This is a genomic window from Pedobacter antarcticus (assembly GCF_900103515.1).
Taxonomy (GTDB): Bacteria; Bacteroidota; Bacteroidia; order Sphingobacteriales; family Sphingobacteriaceae; genus Pedobacter; species Pedobacter antarcticus.
In genome coordinates this window covers 355,947-371,668 of the sequence record NZ_FNGZ01000004.1, presented here as the reverse complement: position 1 = coordinate 371,668, position 15,722 = coordinate 355,947, and the positions used below count along the sequence as shown (strand labels likewise).

The window sequence follows — 15,722 nt, the reverse complement described above, 5'->3', positions numbered from 1 at the left end:
CAGAAGGCAGGAATTTCTTCCAGGGGCAGTGTGCCATCAGGAATATGAATATTTTCTGCCGGAATATCAATATGGTTAAAAAGGTTTTCCTTCATGAAGGTGACATAGCTCTGCGCTGCATCCGGCTGCATAGGATAGTACTCATCCAGGTTAAAGCTCACTACATTGTAGAAACTCAGGTTTTCTTCGCGGTGCATGCGCACCAGTTCTGCATATACAGCAACAGGGGTTGCCCCGGTGGCCAGTCCGATCACTGCCTTTTCCTGCTTTTCCTGTTTGTCGCGGATGATTCCGGCAATACGCCTGGCTACGTTGACAGATGCAGTTGCCGGATTATCAAATACAGAAACGGGCAGTTTTTCAAAACGCGTTTCTTCCAGAAGATTTAATCTTGCCATTCTATAGATTTGGTTTTTAATGGTTTAAGGAACATGAAAATATAAAATATATTTGATGTTTGACGGCTCAAAAAGCAAATGAACAGAACTGGATACGTGTCTGTATATGAATATTGACTTCCTGCTCTAACGGATGGGGGATGTGCTGTTTTTTTTTCTATTTTTGCAGCAAAGAAATTATTATGGCAAGCTTTACATTCACTCCTGAAAGTGCAGAAAGAGTTAAAATCAAAGTACTCAGAAAATACAGAGATCTGGCTAAAGAAAATCTACAATTTGTTCCCGGGCAGGAAGAGCAGTTAGTAGAACAACTGATGGAACTGTTAAAAAGAGATCGTGCATACGTAGAATTCACAATCAAAAAAGGACTGGCGGATCCGGAAGGTAACCGTCTTTAATCATATATCACCGGTTGTCCGGTTAAAAAGAAAGCCCCTGCATAAGTATGCAGGGGCTTTCCTGTATTATTATTTCGTGGATTTTACGTGCCGTGTAATTTAACTATCAGCCCGTCCATTGCAGGGTTAAGCTGTAGCTGGCAAGCCAACCTTGAGTTGGGCAGAAGATCTGGTAAGGTATCCAGCATGGCGTATTCGTCATCTGTCATTTCATTCAGCTTTTCTTCACCTTCCAACACATCTACACAGCAAGTTGCGCATAGCGCCATTCCGCCACAAGTGGCAAGGATATCATATTCACACGCTTTTAAATATTCCATCAAACTTAATCCCATATCAACCGGAGCTTCCAGTGAAGTAAGGGTGCCGTCAGGATTTTGTACGTGTACTGTTATATTATTTTCTTCCATTTTTTAAAATTCAGCAACGCCATTCACAGTAGTATATTTCATAGTGTATTTAACACCAGGATTCATATACTGATAAGCGCTGTGGCTCATTAAAGCAGCCTCATGAAATCCGCAAAGGATCAGTTTTAATTTGTTTTTATAAGTATTGATGTCACCAATAGCGTAAATACCTTCAATATTTGTAGAGTAATCTTCCGTATTCACTTCGATTGCACTTTTACTGATATTAAGGTTCCATTGTTCGATTGGGCCTAATTTAGGACTTAATCCGAATAAAGGTATCAAATGATCTGCATTAATATTAGTAACTTCCAGACTACGGTTGTGCACCACTTCTACTGTTTCCAGCTTACCGTTTCCAGAAACAGAGTTGAGGTTACTGTTCAGGATTAGATTAATCTTCCCGCTGTCAGCAAGTTCCATTACTTTATTCACGGAATCAGGAGCACCCCGGAAGCTTTCGCTGCGGTGTACCAAAGTCAGTTCATCGACAATATCGGCAAGGAAAATAGTCCAGTCCAGTGCTGAGTCACCACCACCGGCGATAACCATTTTCTGTCCTCTGTATTTTTCCGGATCCAGGATCATATAATTCACCCCGCGACCGTTTTCGAATTGTTCCAGTCCGGCAACAGCAGGTTTACGAGGCTCAAAGCAACCTAGACCACCAGCTATAACTACAACTTTAGATTCAATGACTGTACCCATGTTGGTTGTCATTACGAAATCTGCTTCACCGCGTTTTTCCAGGCTTTCGATACGCTCACCCAGAGTGAAACCAGGGTGGAAAGGTTTAGCTTGTTCCATCAGGTTGTCAACCAGTTCCTGCGCCAGGACACTTGGATAACCCGGGATATCATATATAGGTTTTTTAGGATAAATTTCAGAAAGCTGTCCGCCTACCTGAGGAAGATAATCAATTAAATGACAACGCATTTTTAATAAACCTGCTTCGAAGATGGCGAATAAACCTACGGGGCCTGCGCCAATGATGGCTATATCTGTAGAAATCATGTATTTAAATTTGTGGCGAATTTACGAAAATTGTTTGTAATGATTCTATATTGTGTGGATTTGGTGGTAAATATAAGGTGCTTTTTGTAAACCTGACCAAAATGATCGTATTAATCGTCAAATAGCTGCCATTTCTTGCAATAGGAGGAAATAATTTTTTATTCAAAAAAGCATAATCGTTGGTATCTTTGACCTATTGATGGCAAAAAAAATATATTTCGCTTCAGATTTCCACCTGGGCTCACCTAATCATAAAGAAAGCCGGATCCGTGAAGACCGGATTGTCCGTTGGCTGAATAATATTGAACCGGACTGTTCGGAGTTATTTCTGATGGGGGATATCTTTGATTTCTGGTTTGAATATAAAACAGTGGTTCCCAAAGGATTTATCAGGCTGCAGGGTAAACTTGCGCACATGTCAGATTCAGGTATAAAAATATACTTCTTTAAGGGTAATCATGATATGTGGGTAGAGGATTATTTTACCCTTGAAATGGGCATTACCATTATCAGTGATGAAATGGAGATGGAAAGAGGGGGTAAGAAATTTTATCTGCACCATGGAGACGGTTTAGGGCCCGGGGATTCAAATTATAGGATGCTGCGCAAAATATTCCGGAATCCGGTATGCCGCTGGCTTTTCTCAATACTGCCACCAAGAATAGGTCTTGGAATAGCGACAGGCTGGTCGAGCCAGAGCCGAATTGTAAATACGCGGGTTGAAGAGGTTTATCTGGGCGTAGAAAATGAATGGCTGGCTGTACATTCAAGGGAGATTCTGAATAAAAAGCATTATGATTATTTTATTTACGGGCATAGACACCTTCCCTTAAATATAAAACTTAAAGATAACAGCCTTTATATAAACATAGGCGAATGGTTTACCTTCAATTCCTATGCTGTATTTGATGGAGAAGAGCTTCGCCTGGAGTTTTTTGAACCAAGAGACCAGCAGCATCTCGTTGAGCTCCATGAAAAAGCAAATAAAAATTAGATGATTTTGTTTAATTTTGTAATCCTATAAAAATCAATTGTCTATCCAATAATAATAACGGTTTTCCCAAAAGATACGATCTTATTAAACCCGAAAGAATGGAATGAGGCAATTATCTGCTGAATAAAATATTATGTTAGAAAAATTAGAAGCTATAAAAACCCGCTGGGAGGATGTTGAAGAACAATTAAGCAATCCTGATACTATGCAGGATATGAAGCGGTTCGCCCAGCTTAATAAAGAATATAAAGACCTGACCAAAATTGTAGATGAATATAAAATCTACAAAAACATCATGAGTAACATTGAGGCTAATAAGGAGATCCTGACTACGGAGAAAGATGCTGAAATGCGTGATATGGCTAAAGAAGAGCTTGATATTTTGCTTAAGCAACAGGAAGAACTGGAAGAACGTGTACGTTTAATGTTAATACCAGTCGATCCTGAAGATGCTAAGAATGCGGTGTTTGAGATTCGTGGTGGTACAGGTGGAGATGAGGCGGCGTTATTTGCTGGAGATTTATTCCGTATGTATACCAGGTTCTTTGAACAAAAAAGGTGGAAGATAGAAGTTGTAGACGTCACCGAAGGTACTGCAGGAGGCTATAAAGAGGTCATCATGAAAGTGTCCGGTGAAGATGTTTATGGACAGCTTAAATATGAATCTGGCGTTCACCGCGTGCAACGTGTTCCGGATACAGAGACACAGGGGCGTGTGCATACATCAGCTGCATCGGTTGCTGTATTACCCGAGGCAGAAGAAATTGACTTCTATTTGAACCCCGCGGATATTGACCTGCAAACATCACGTTCAGGTGGTGCTGGTGGACAGAACGTAAATAAGGTAGAAACTAAAGTTCAGTTAACTCACAGGCCGTCAGGAATGGTTGTGGTTTGTCAGCAGGAACGTTCTCAGTTGGGTAACCGTGAGATTGCAATGGAAATGCTGAGAAGTAAGCTATATGATATCGAATTGCAGAAAAGAAACGGGGATATCGCATCCAGAAGGAAGACGATGGTATCCACAGGTGACCGTTCTGCAAAGATCAGAACCTATAACTATCCGCAAGGCAGGGTAACCGATCACCGTATTGGTTTAACTTTGTATAACCTGAATGGTGTAATGGATGGGGGTGTGCAGGAGCTGATAGATGCTTTGCAATTTGCTGAAAATGCAGAAAAGATGAAAGAGGGTTCTGTAGCTTAATTAGTTAGCTGTTTTTTCAAAAATAATTGAAATACTAATTTTGAAATGCAATTATCATTCCTATATTTGCATTCCCGAAAGGGAGAACGGACCGGTAGTTCAGCTGGTTAGAATGCCGCCCTGTCACGGCGGAGGTCGCGGGTTCGAGTCCCGTCCGGTCCGCAAGACAAGACGTCAAATAAACTAGAAAGCCTGCAAATCATATGATTGCAGGCTTTTTTCATTTTCCAGAAGTGCCCATCATGCATCTCACATAGCTGATAAAACATATCTCGCCACAGGTATTTCATCCGGGCGTGTATGGATACGATAGGAGCCTGAGTATCCGTGCATTTATGCAAAAGATCCTTCCAGTTTTAAGACAAAGGCAATGTTTTCGCTGGGCCGCTCAGGGAGGCTAACGTTTAGACCGTCAGTGGTTTGACTGAAATCCAGTTTATTACTATGGCCCAACATGCTGACTTTTGCTACTTTTCCATATGCCCCGGCTTTCAATGTTTTAATTACTGCCTTTTGATTTTCAGGCCATCCGAGTAGGGTTGCGTAGAGTATTGCTCCTTTCTTTACAAACCGGATGTCTGAAGATCCGAAAGGTTTTCCTTTCCCTTCATTGAAGCCTTGGGCGCTCAATGGAGCTGCAGATTCCATGGCTGGGCCTTCGCCGAATACTTTCCATGGGCGCGTCCCATATACACCTTCACCATTTATGGCGATCCATCTGCCGATTTCCTCGACAATATCCAGTTCCTTATCGTCAATTGAACCATCGCCTCGTAATGGGACGTTGAGCATCAGGTTTCCGTTTTTGCTAATGACATCAACCAAGGTATGAATGATTGTTTTTGCAGATTTATAATCGTTATTGTCGTAGATCCGGCGGTCGTAGTGCCATTGGCCGAGGCAGGTGTCGGTTTGCCATGGCAGTGGCTCTATGGCGTTGCTCTGCCCGCGTTCAATATCCCATACCATGCATTTACGCTGCTGCTCATCCAGAATTTTCCCGAAAATCACGGTGTTTGCTTTGCCATGCTTCTTAACACTCTTATTATATAAATGTGCTGCTATACGTAATCCTGCATCATCGACCGGCCAGAGAGGTAGCGCCGTATCATCGAAATAGACCAACTCCGGATTATATTTATCAATTAGGTCAATGGTGCGGTCGTAAAAATTATCACAGTACTCCTTTGAAGGAGGATACACGCCGTCGCCCCAATTCCATTGGCCATGAATAGACCCGTCGTCTTTGCTGTTTTGACTTAGAGGGTGGTTCTGGGCATACAATTTCTGCGGATCATAGCCCTGCCACCACTTTCCAATCCCGTCGGCGGCAGTTAACTTGCCATCATAAGGAACCCCGGTCAATGCGCCTTTTTTATCTGAGAGTTGGGCGTTTTCGTACCACCTCCAAGCATGCGCTGCATGAACACTTACCCCAAGTGGCAAGCCTTGTCTTTTTGCCGCTTTGGCCCATCCGGCCATCAGATCCTTTTTTGGTCCAACATTAGTAGAGTTCCATTTTTGATGCTCACTGTCATACAGGTCAAGGTTATCATGATGGTTGGCCAGCGCCATAAAATATTTTGCTCCTGCTTTTTTATACAGGCCAACCAGGTATTCAGGATCCCAGCGTTCGGCTTTCCATTCGTTGATAACGTCCTTAAAACCGAATTCCGACGGATGTCCGTATTTATCGCAATGGTATTGATATTGCTCGCTGCCTTCTTCATACATCCCGCGTGCATACCAGTCGCCGCGCTCTGGCTGGCATTGCGGCCCCCAATGTGCCCAAATACCAAACTTAGCATCCCTGAACCAGTCGGGAACCTGGTATTGTTCCAAGGAATCCCAGTTAGGCAGGAAGGTTTTTTTATCAGTAGTCGGGAGGAAATCCAGCAACTGTGCCTGTGCAAAAGTTCTTGAGGCGCATAAGGCGGCAAGCCCAGAGAGACCGCCTTTGATCAATGTTCTTCTTTTCATCAGTTATATACTTGGTTTTTAATACTTGCAATCTGACAATTGATGGTCAGTATTTTCAACTCTCAAATATAATTCTTCAGATTTTGTTTATTTTAGACAAAAACAGACCTCTTTTTACTGAAAACAGACCTTTAGATATTTGTTGCTTAGAACTATGATCAAACGCATACTTACGCACAGTTTTTCCCTGATGAATGTAGATCTGGTATTATTGGACAAAAAGTGGAATTATAAGAATGTGATCAGTCCTTACCACCGCATTTATTACATTAGCTCTGGAACAGGAGAAATATCCCATTTTGAAAAAAAACTGAGACTGGAACCAGGCTTCCTGTACATTATACCTAGTTTTACCTTGTGCAATTTATCTTGTGAAACCTTCCTGGAGCAGTATTTTGTGCAGTTTTTTGAGGAGACCTCGGATGGGAAATCACTGTTTGCGTCAAATAGGTCAATATTCAAGGTGGAGGCTAACCCTGTTGATATATTAAATTTTGAGCGGCTTAAGCTCATCAATCCGGGACGCGGCATTAACCGCTCAGACGATCCGAAAATTTACGAAAAGAACATCTATTATAAGGAATATCAAGAACTAAATATGCAGCAAAATACTAATCAGTTTCTGGAAACCCAGGGGGTTTTGTTACAATTGGTTGCCAGATTTACGTCGCCCGAAATAATTGCACAAAGAGAACGTGGACACATTCCTGTAAAAATACTTGATACCATTAGTTACATTGTAATGAACCTCCAGGCTTCGCTTTCTGTTAAGTACCTGGCTGAACGGATCCACCTGAATTCAGAATATTTCTCCCGGCTTTTCGAGCAGTATACCGGTTCCCGTCCATTGGCATACATTACTGAAAAGAGGATTGAGCGGGCTCAGTACCTGATTATGAGCTCAGGGGCAAAACAAACAGAAATCGCAAAAATGACCGGGTTTGAAAGCCTTTCCCATTTTTCCAAAACATTCAAGAAAATAACTGGTATGAGTCCTCGAGCTTACGGAAAATACTTTTCATTAGTTTAGTCTCCATTTTTACTATTTGTGCAACAAATCAACCGATCCAGCGTGTCGATCAATACCAATTACTCTTTCTTCTTTAGTCAGAATTAATTCAGTTTTTTTTTACCCTTCTGAATAAAATTTGTACTCGACATCAAAAAAATAATTGCTCATTTTCAATGATTTATAAGGAATGTTTGAAATAGCTGCATTTTAAAGCTGTTTTTAGGATATTTACCAATATCTTCGCACCACGATACGAATCAAAAGCATTTATGCCCGTTCGCTATTGAAAACGGACCGGTAGTTCAGCTGGTTAGAATGCCGCCCTGTCACGGCGGAGGTCGCGGGTTCGAGTCCCGTCCGGTCCGCTGGTATTAAAGTATTAAAGCGCCTGTTTTCGTAAGAAAACAGGCGCTTTTTGTATACACCAGATACACATAAGCCTGAACTTCTACATCTCAGGACCACTTTTTCAGCAAGGCAGTAAATCCGTCCTTATACTGGTCTGTTACCGGTATTGTTGTATTTCCGATCTGCACCGAATTTTTGGTGACCGATTTAATTTGATCAACTGCGACAATAAATGAGCGATGAATTCTTAAAAAGGATAAACCACTTAATTTTTCTTCGAGACCCTTCAGGCTGGTCAGGGTGAGCAGCGGCTTATCCTGACTTTTCAAAAACAGTTTTACATAATCCTTAAGCCCTTCAATATATAAGATGTCACCGGTGTCTATTTTTACCAGCTGATAGTCAACCTTGAGATACAGATAGTTTTTCTCAGGCTGTCTGGCGTTATTTAATGTACTTGCTGGATTCAGGGAATGCTCAAGCATTATAAAGTAATCATATGCGCGGGTTGCCGCTTTAGAAAAGTCTACGAAATTGAAAGGTTTCAGCAAATAGTCCAGTGCATCCACTTTAAATCCTTCAACAGCATACTGGTCGTAGGCTGTAGTGAATATAATTCTCAGGTTCTTCTTTTTTCCCGTTTGCTCGACGATCCTTGCCAGTTCTATACCGGAAAGGTCGGCCATTCGGATATCCAGAAATATCAGCTGTATCTCTGGTTGCTCATGAATGGCTTTTAGCGCTTCAACGCCGTTTGTGTACTCGCCAATCAGATGCAGGAAAGGCGTCTGTTTAATGTAGGAAGTGATCAGGCTTAAAGCAAAAGGCTCATCATCAACGGCTATACAATTAATTTTCATTTGAAATCCAGTGTTAAAGTAACCGTATATTCCTTGGTCGTAATGTTATTCTCTGCATTCAAGGTGTACTTGCCAGGGTATAAGAGATCCAATCGTCTTTTGGTATTAACTATCCCAATGCCATTGCTTTCTTCCAAATGCTTTCTTTTTTCAAAAACAGAATTTTTAATTTCTATTATAGTTGTTTGCTCAGATTGGGATATATCAATATAGACATAACTTGGATGAAGTGTGCTAATCCCATGTTTAAATGCATTCTCGATAAAAGGCAGCAGCAGCATAGGTGCCACATCGTAATTTTTCATATTGGCCTGTTTTTCGAAAATGATCTGTACATCACCCGCAAGCCTTAGCTTCATCAGGGTGATATAGTCTTCAGCAAATTTGATCTCATTCTTCAGGTTTGTGAGGTCGTTTTTAGTGTCATAGATAACATAACGCATCATATGAGACAATGTGTAGATCGCATCTTTGGCTGTGCCGGTGTTGCTATCCGCGAGGGCGTAAATCGTATGAAGCGTATTGAAGAAAAAATGAGGGTTAATCTGTGCCTTTAAGAATGATAGCTCGGAAATAATCTTTTCGCGCTCTGTCACCTGAAAAGCCAGTTGATCGGTCTGCATCTTTTTGGAGAGGGAAATTACCGTACTTATTCCGTAGACCACCATGGCAGTAATGATATTAATATAGTTTCCTGTATGATCATCTTTGTTGGAAGGCTTGTGTCCGATTGAGCTGAACAATTTTTCCATGGCTTGCGGCAGTCCCAGTAAACTGTCTACCCAATTGCTGAAAAAAACAACTGCAAACAAAGTGAAAATGACCAATATAACGAAGAACCCTATTTTGTGCCTGTATAATAGTTTAGGGGTGAAATAAAAGAAATTGGCATAAAACAAGCCAGCCCATACCAGATAGATTAGGATTTGCTTTACCCAAAATTCCTGGGGTAGTTTAAGTGGCCAGGTCAGTGGAAAGAACATTAATGCAAGCCCGGCCACACCTATAAAGTAGTGGATGGATGGAAGTTTTCTCATGATGCCTTTATCTGCTGTACTCATGTAAAACAAATATGGAGCATTTATCCCGGCATATAAAGCACATTAGACACAGGGCGGTGTTTTATAGATAGAATGGCCGAAATTATCTATTGCTCATCGGTTTAAACTTGTATTTGGTCGATTTTTTAGATTAAACCGTCTATAATCAAAATTTGACATCTTATAATTTCTTTGATTTGTTCCCAAAGACCCTAAAAATGGAAACTAAAAGGAGTAAAGCAACAATTGAAATTTTAAATAACCTAATGAAATCGCCGCTAAGGTTCGCATTGGTTTTTATATTCCTGATGACAGGAGCATTTTATGTCCGTGGTCAGGCTCCGGCCGGCGCTGCTGCAGGTGGCACCGTCTCCGGTATCGTTATAGACTCCTTGAATCAGAAACCAGTAGATTATGCTACCATCAGCCTATTTAAGAACGGAGCTTCGGCTCCTGTTAACGGAGGGCTAACAGATACCAAGGGCAATTTCAAAATAAATAATGTCCCACCCGGAGAATACCGGATACAAATAGATTTCGTGGGATATAGCCGGAAGACAATATCGGGACTGATATTATCGACAGGGAAACCAAATAAGAACGTTGGGCAGGTCATTATTTCTCCAAATGCCAATATGCTGGCTGCCGTTCAAATTACCGGACAACAGGCATTGATTGAAAATCGGATTGATAAACTGGTTTTTAATGCCGAGAAAGATGTGACAAGCTCCGGGGGAAATGCGACCGACATTCTACGTAAAGTTCCTATGGTTTCAGTAGATATGGATGGGAATGTTGCTTTGCGTGGCAGTCAGAATGTACGGATACTCATTAACGGTAAGCCTTCAGGAGCACTCACTACAAATGCGGCAGATGTGTTAAAATCTATGCCCTCAGATCAGATTAAAAATATTGAGGTCATTACCGCTCCTTCCGCCAAGTATGACGCAGAAGGATCAGCAGGGATCATTAATATTATCACTAAAAAGAAAAACGTATCCGGAATTAGCGGATCTGTCAGTACCGGAGTAGGAAACAGACAGAACAATGAAAATGCAAATTTGAATTTTAATAAAAATAAACTCAGCATTACTGCGAACGTAGGTTATAATTCAGCCTGGCCGCAAACTACATATTCATCCTTTAGCAGCCAGAATTCAGAACTGGGTACCTCTTCATCATCGACGGGTGAAAGCACTTCGAAACGCCATTTTTTGAGTGGTTCTGCCTCATTGGGTTATGATTTTAATGATAATGACAGCTTCTCTTCGTCATTCAGTACCCGTGGAGGTGCATTTGAAAATAACGGAAATACGATTAACAGTAATTATTCACCATCACAGGGAACCGTTGATTATACAGCCACTAACAACAATAAGAATAGCTTTTCCAACTTTGACTGGAATAACGACTTTACACATAAGTTCAAAAGAGAAGGAGAAGAATTAAGCATTGCCGGACAATGGACGCATGGAACTAACGATGTGAATTATTTGTCAGAATATTCCGCATTTACGCAGAATCAGCGTGCAACAAATCTGGGAACGAACAATGAATATACCGTTCAGGCCGATTATGTATTGCCGCTGAATAAAGTCTTTAAAATTGAAACCGGTGCCAAGACCATTATCAGAAAGATTAAAAGCGATTATGACTTTTTTAACCCGGATGAATCAGGCCAGTATATATTTAATGCCAATACCTCAAACACCTATAACTATGGGCAAGACGTTTATTCCGGATATGGATTACTGACTACGAGCCTGAGCAACGGCATTACCATCCAGGCAGGCGCAAGGGTAGAAAACACCAGGATAGACGGGAACTCTGGAAATACCAGTGTCGGACTATCGCCCTTTAAAAACGACTATACCAATTTTGTACCCAGTTTAGCCATTTCAAAAGCACTAAGTCCATCGCAAACTATAAAGCTGAGCTACAGTAAACGGATCCAGCGGCCTAGCTTACAATATTTGAATCCATTCAGGAACACCAGTGACCCATTGAATCAAAGCCAGGGAAATCCGGCCTTATCACCAGAGATTGCGCAAACGGTAGAATTGAACTATTCCACATTTGTTAAAACCTCCGTTATTAATGCCTCAGTTTATTATCGCAGGACAGCCGATATTATTGAGAGCGTCGTGAGCACCGTACCTTTTACAACTGTAGATAATAATGGAAATGAAGTAACCCGCGACGTGTCACTAACTAATTTTCTGAATGTAGGGAATAACAATTCCATTGGTACTAGCCTATTTGGATCAGTCCAGCTATTTGGTGTCCTCACCTTAAGAGGGAATATTAATGCATTTACTTATAAACCTCAAATTATCAGCAGTCTGCAGCAAGGTAAACAGTCTACCTATATACAATATAATGCATTCGTCAGCGGGACTGTAAAATTGAGCCCAACCTTAAATGCAGAAACCTTTCTCATGCAAAATTCTGCCAGAAGAACTTTCCAGGGGACCAATCCGGCATTTAACCTTTGGGTTGTTGGGTTGAAACAGGAAGTATGGAAAAAGCGTGGAACAATCGGGTTGAATGTGACCCAGCCTTTTAAAGATTATAAAGATTTCACGTCCAATATCAATAGCGAGCCGCTAACACAAAGCAGTAAATTCTCTGTTCCTTTCAGATCATTTGGTGTCAGCTTTGCCTATAACTTCGGGAAGATGAATTTCGGTCAGCAGGCTCCTAAAAAGAAAAGAGGCGTTAACAACGACGATTTGAAACAAGGCGAAGCGAATACGGGGCAGGGAGCAGGTTAATTCAGATCACTGCAGGCTAACAAAATGGGAAGAAGCCTTTCATTATGAAAGGGTCTGTCAGGCTCCGAATAAACCGTTTATTTTTATTTTCCACGATTCTAGATTCCTGAAGCCCTTTTGTGCCCGTTCTGACAGCGGGGGCATTCCTTTTGAAAGGTGCCTGTTCATCAAAACATAAAAAGATGAACAATCACATCATATTTGTGCGAATTGCCACATTAAATGATATCAGGTATACCCTTGAAATTATCAGGGAAACAGAAGCTTCAGCTATTGCAAGAGGAACGGGGATTGCTAAACGGAGCGCGCAGACTGTCAGTCAGAAGATGCGCGAAGGAAAAGCCGTTATCGCGGTTACCAGTTCAGGAGAGTGGGTAGGTTTTGCTTACCTTGAAACTTGGGAACAAGAACGTTTCATTTCCAATTCCGGATTAATTGTATCCCCTGACTTTAGAAATACAGGGGTGGCAAGGGCAATCAAAAACAGAATCTTCCAATTATCCAGGAGATTATATCCTACAGCTAAGATCTTCAGTATAACCACGGGTACAGCTGTAATGAAGATGAACAGCAGACTAGGCTTTCAGCCGGTTGCCTTTTCCGGAATCACACAGGACAGTACCTTCTGGGAAGGTTGTAAAGGCTGTATAAACTTTCATATTCTCGAAAGCAAGAAGCGCGCGAACTGTCTGTGTACGGCAATGCTTTTTATCCCTGCCAGCGACAACGCTGCTTTAGATTTCAGCGGACACGACATGCTTCAGCATTATAATCCTGGTCTAACTCAATCCACTCATCATGAATATGGTAACTAAAAATCAGATCAGCTTAAAAGAGCTCTGTGCTCATTCCATTAAACTTTTGGGAGAAATTATTACGATTCCTTCCTATAGCGGCGAAGAAAAAGCAGTCGCAGATCATCTGGAAGCATTTCTTAATCTGCGGGGATTGTCGACGATCAGAAAATACAATAACATTTGGTGTTACAACAGATTTTTTGATCCGGACAAACCATTGATCCTGTTAAATTCACATCATGATACCGTCCGGCCTAATGATCAATACAAGAATGACCCCTTTCAGCCTGTTTTAAAAGATGGTAAAATGTACGGATTAGGTAGTAATGATGCCGGAGGACCACTAGTAAGCCTTGTCGCAACATTCCTTTACTTTTATGAAGACCATGACCTGCCTTTTAACCTATGCCTTGCATTAACAGCCGAAGAAGAAACATCCGGTACTTACGGTATTAAATGTATCCTTCAGGATTTGATGCCCGTTTCATTCGCTATTGTAGGAGAGCCAACCGGAATGCAGATGGCGGTTGCCGAAAGAGGATCGATGGTGCTCGACTGTGTATGTACCGGCAGAGCTGGACATGCAGCGAGGGAAGAAGGCGATAATGCGATCTACAAAGCCCTCAAAGACATCAACTGGTTTGCCGGGTATCATTTTCCAGTGGACCCTGGGCAGCCAGAATCCGTAAAGCTTACCGTTACTGGCGTTCATGCCGGTATCCAGCATAATATTGTTCCCGGGGAGTGCAGCTTTGTCGTGGACGTCAGATTTGATCATAATTATACACAGAAAGAAATTCTGACGGTGATAGATAACCATACCTTTTGTGAGATCACGGTCAGGCCAAATGTGCTTTACCCTTCGGACATCGCTGTCACACATCCGCTGGTAAAAGCAGGCTTGCAGAGCGGCAGGAAGACCTATATGTCCCCAACCAGTTCAGATATGGGCTGGCTGCAAATTCCTGCAGTAAAGATGGGGCCGGGAGAATCGTCGAGGTCACATACCGCAGATGAGTATATCCTGCTTCAGGAAATCGAATCCGGTATCTCCATTTATATCCAGGTTTTATCATCTTTATCTCCATATTTGGAGAGTCAATAACAAGCCCCCATAGATATGGCTAATTCAGTCCTGATCATAGACGACGAGAAAAAAATCTGCAGCCTTCTGGCCCGTATTATCGGGCTGGAAGGTTTTACTGTTTTTCAGGCCAATACCGGTAAAGAAGGCCTTAAAATCCTGAAAGCTGAGGATATTCAGGTGGTACTGAGCGACGTAAAACTACCCGATATCAATGGCGTAGAACTCGTTAAAGAGATCAAAAAGATCCGGCCCTACACAGAAGTCATTAACCTTACTGCTTTCGGAACTATTGCCGATGGAGTAATGGCCATGCGGAACGGAGCCTTTGATTATATAACTAAAGGTGATGATAATGATAAGATCATTCCGCTGGTTTATAAAGCAATGGATAAGGCGAGACTTAATTATCGCGTATATGAGCTTGAAAGTAAGATTAGCAGAAAATATAGCTTTGAATCCATTCTGGGGAAGTCCAGGGCAATTACCGAATCCATAAATCTGGCCAGGAAAGTTGCAGTAACAGACACTACCGTTTTGCTGCTGGGAGAAACAGGTACAGGAAAAGAAGTATTTGCACAGGCCATTCATCAGACCAGCCCCCGGATTAGCAAGCCATTCGTAGCTGTTAACTGCAGCGGTTTCAATCCAGAGCTACTGGAGAGCGAGCTTTTCGGTTATCTTGCAGGAGCCTTTACTGGTGCAGTGAAAGATAAAAAAGGCTTGATAGAAGAAGCCGATGAAGGCACGATCTTTCTGGATGAAATTGGCGAGATGAATATGGATCTGCAGGCTAAATTACTACGTGTACTTGAGAATCAGACCTATATCAAAGTAGGTGCAACGCAAACCAGTAAAGTCAATGTAAGGATTATTGCTGCTACAAACCGAGACCTTAAAAAAGAAGCAGAAAAAGGTAATTTCCGTCTGGACCTTTATTACCGCTTATCTATTTTTACGATAGAACTGCCTCCTTTGACTCATAGAAAGGAAGATATTCTGCTTATCGCACAGCATTACCTGCGGGAATTTACGGCAAAGGTTAATAAACCGGAGTTTAGTATGGAAAAGGAGTTTTCAAGATTACTGCTTAACCATAACTGGAAAGGAAATATCAGAGAGCTTAAAAATGTGATGGAGCGTGTAGTGATTCTTGCAGAAGAAAGCCAGTTGGGTGCGCATCTGCTGCCCTATGAATTCCACAACGAGCATACAACAGACGACCCCTTTAATATGCAGGCGGTAGAAAAACAGCATATTGTTAAAGTTTTGCACTATACACACGGGAACAAAACTGAGACTGCCCGTTTACTGGGAATTGGTTTAACTACCTTGTATAGGAAGATTGAAGAATATCAGCTCGAAAAATAAAGCAGGAATTTCATATTGAAAAAAACCCTTCCATT

The 15,722-nt window shown here is 41.7% G+C and carries 14 protein-coding genes and 2 tRNA genes; 10 read left to right on the top strand and 6 right to left on the bottom strand.

The window, feature by feature from the left end:
* Window positions 1-398: 6-phosphogluconolactonase (locus tag BLR53_RS11560; RefSeq protein ID WP_176763534.1), on the bottom strand; the 398-nt coding region annotated here is incomplete at its 3' end.
* 182 nt (window positions 399-580) lie between these two features.
* Between BLR53_RS11560 and BLR53_RS11555 the strand changes: the two genes are divergently transcribed.
* Entirely contained in the window at window positions 581-796 is a 216-nt protein-coding gene (locus BLR53_RS11555) for a hypothetical protein (RefSeq protein WP_037442032.1), read from the top strand.
* An 83-nt stretch (window positions 797-879) separates the two neighbouring features.
* Here the strand turns inward: BLR53_RS11555 and BLR53_RS11550 are convergent, their stop codons facing one another.
* Window positions 880-1,206, bottom strand: coding sequence for a 2Fe-2S iron-sulfur cluster-binding protein (locus BLR53_RS11550; protein WP_037442030.1), 327 nt, complete (start codon window positions 1,204-1,206; stop codon window positions 880-882).
* A gap of 3 nt (window positions 1,207-1,209) precedes the next feature.
* Complete coding sequence (locus BLR53_RS11545; RefSeq protein WP_037442028.1) at window positions 1,210-2,220, bottom strand: NAD(P)/FAD-dependent oxidoreductase; 1,011 nt, start codon at window positions 2,218-2,220, stop codon at window positions 1,210-1,212.
* Between the two features lie 199 nt (window positions 2,221-2,419).
* On the opposite strand from BLR53_RS11545, the gene BLR53_RS11540 reads away from it, so the two are divergent.
* The 3 genes from BLR53_RS11540 (at window position 2,420) to BLR53_RS11530 (ending at window position 4,583) form a co-directional block, all read left to right on the top strand.
* Entirely contained in the window at window positions 2,420-3,214 is a 795-nt protein-coding gene (locus BLR53_RS11540) for a UDP-2,3-diacylglucosamine diphosphatase (RefSeq protein WP_074589779.1), read from the top strand.
* Between the two features lie 133 nt (window positions 3,215-3,347).
* Entirely contained in the window at window positions 3,348-4,421 is a 1,074-nt protein-coding gene (gene prfA / locus BLR53_RS11535; protein WP_037442026.1) for a peptide chain release factor 1, read from the top strand.
* An 88-nt stretch (window positions 4,422-4,509) separates the two neighbouring features.
* Window positions 4,510-4,583 (top strand) — tRNA-Asp (locus tag BLR53_RS11530).
* 171 nt (window positions 4,584-4,754) lie between these two features.
* Here the strand turns inward: BLR53_RS11530 and BLR53_RS11525 are convergent.
* A complete protein-coding gene (locus BLR53_RS11525; RefSeq protein ID WP_074589777.1) occupies window positions 4,755-6,401 on the bottom strand; it encodes an alpha-L-fucosidase in 1,647 nt (548 codons plus the stop codon).
* A gap of 154 nt (window positions 6,402-6,555) precedes the next feature.
* Between BLR53_RS11525 and BLR53_RS11520 the strand changes: the two genes are divergently transcribed.
* Window positions 6,556-7,431, top strand: a complete 876-nt coding sequence (locus BLR53_RS11520) for a helix-turn-helix domain-containing protein (protein ID WP_074589775.1) — start codon at window positions 6,556-6,558, stop codon at window positions 7,429-7,431.
* Window positions 7,432-7,704: 273 nt separating this feature from the next.
* Window positions 7,705-7,778 (top strand) — tRNA-Asp (locus BLR53_RS11515).
* Window positions 7,779-7,868: 90 nt separating this feature from the next.
* Here BLR53_RS11515 and BLR53_RS11510 read toward each other — a convergent pair.
* Both BLR53_RS11510 and BLR53_RS11505 read right to left on the bottom strand, forming a co-directional pair.
* The gene (locus BLR53_RS11510; RefSeq protein WP_037442024.1) at window positions 7,869-8,621 is read right to left on the bottom strand and encodes a LytR/AlgR family response regulator transcription factor; all 753 of its coding nucleotides are present in this window, start codon (window positions 8,619-8,621) and stop codon (window positions 7,869-7,871) included.
* Complete coding sequence (locus BLR53_RS11505; RefSeq protein WP_083332059.1) at window positions 8,618-9,682, bottom strand: sensor histidine kinase; 1,065 nt, start codon at window positions 9,680-9,682, stop codon at window positions 8,618-8,620. The genes BLR53_RS11510 and BLR53_RS11505 overlap by 4 nt, the downstream gene beginning before the upstream one ends.
* A gap of 197 nt (window positions 9,683-9,879) precedes the next feature.
* Between BLR53_RS11505 and BLR53_RS11500 the strand changes: the two genes are divergently transcribed.
* From BLR53_RS11500 to BLR53_RS11485, 4 genes are all read left to right on the top strand, one after another.
* Entirely contained in the window at window positions 9,880-12,435 is a 2,556-nt protein-coding gene (locus BLR53_RS11500; protein ID WP_083332058.1) for a TonB-dependent receptor, read from the top strand.
* Between the two features lie 182 nt (window positions 12,436-12,617).
* The gene (locus BLR53_RS11495) at window positions 12,618-13,250 is read left to right on the top strand and encodes a GNAT family N-acetyltransferase (RefSeq protein ID WP_074589772.1); all 633 of its coding nucleotides are present in this window, start codon (window positions 12,618-12,620) and stop codon (window positions 13,248-13,250) included.
* Window positions 13,234-14,337: a M20/M25/M40 family metallo-hydrolase gene (locus BLR53_RS11490; RefSeq protein ID WP_244889490.1), complete on the top strand. Its 1,104-nt coding sequence runs from the start codon at window positions 13,234-13,236 to the stop codon at window positions 14,335-14,337. Before BLR53_RS11495 ends, BLR53_RS11490 begins: the two co-directional genes overlap by 17 nt.
* Before the next feature lie 15 nt (window positions 14,338-14,352).
* Entirely contained in the window at window positions 14,353-15,687 is a 1,335-nt protein-coding gene (locus BLR53_RS11485; RefSeq protein WP_037442023.1) for a sigma-54-dependent transcriptional regulator, read from the top strand.
* Window positions 15,688-15,722 lie beyond the last annotated feature (35 nt).

What these genes read in the sequence shown, in the direction of transcription:
- BLR53_RS11490 (WP_244889490.1), top strand. Translation starts at nt 13,234, where the DNA reads ATGAATATGGTAACTAAAAATCAGATCAGCTTAAAAGAGCTCTGTGCT.
- BLR53_RS11525 (WP_074589777.1), bottom strand. Translation starts at nt 6,401, where the DNA reads ATGAAAAGAAGAACATTGATCAAAGGCGGTCTCTCTGGGCTTGCCGCC.
- BLR53_RS11500 (WP_083332058.1), top strand. Translation starts at nt 9,880, where the DNA reads ATGGAAACTAAAAGGAGTAAAGCAACAATTGAAATTTTAAATAACCTA.
- BLR53_RS11555 (WP_037442032.1), top strand. Translation starts at nt 581, where the DNA reads ATGGCAAGCTTTACATTCACTCCTGAAAGTGCAGAAAGAGTTAAAATC.
- BLR53_RS11540 (WP_074589779.1), top strand. Translation starts at nt 2,420, where the DNA reads ATGGCAAAAAAAATATATTTCGCTTCAGATTTCCACCTGGGCTCACCT.
- BLR53_RS11550 (WP_037442030.1), bottom strand. Translation starts at nt 1,206, where the DNA reads ATGGAAGAAAATAATATAACAGTACACGTACAAAATCCTGACGGCACC.
- BLR53_RS11545 (WP_037442028.1), bottom strand. Translation starts at nt 2,220, where the DNA reads ATGATTTCTACAGATATAGCCATCATTGGCGCAGGCCCCGTAGGTTTA.
- prfA (WP_037442026.1), top strand. Translation starts at nt 3,348, where the DNA reads ATGTTAGAAAAATTAGAAGCTATAAAAACCCGCTGGGAGGATGTTGAA.
- BLR53_RS11520 (WP_074589775.1), top strand. Translation starts at nt 6,556, where the DNA reads ATGATCAAACGCATACTTACGCACAGTTTTTCCCTGATGAATGTAGAT.
- BLR53_RS11510 (WP_037442024.1), bottom strand. Translation starts at nt 8,621, where the DNA reads ATGAAAATTAATTGTATAGCCGTTGATGATGAGCCTTTTGCTTTAAGC.
- BLR53_RS11505 (WP_083332059.1), bottom strand. Translation starts at nt 9,682, where the DNA reads ATGAGTACAGCAGATAAAGGCATCATGAGAAAACTTCCATCCATCCAC.
- BLR53_RS11485 (WP_037442023.1), top strand. Translation starts at nt 14,353, where the DNA reads ATGGCTAATTCAGTCCTGATCATAGACGACGAGAAAAAAATCTGCAGC.
- BLR53_RS11495 (WP_074589772.1), top strand. Translation starts at nt 12,618, where the DNA reads ATGAACAATCACATCATATTTGTGCGAATTGCCACATTAAATGATATC.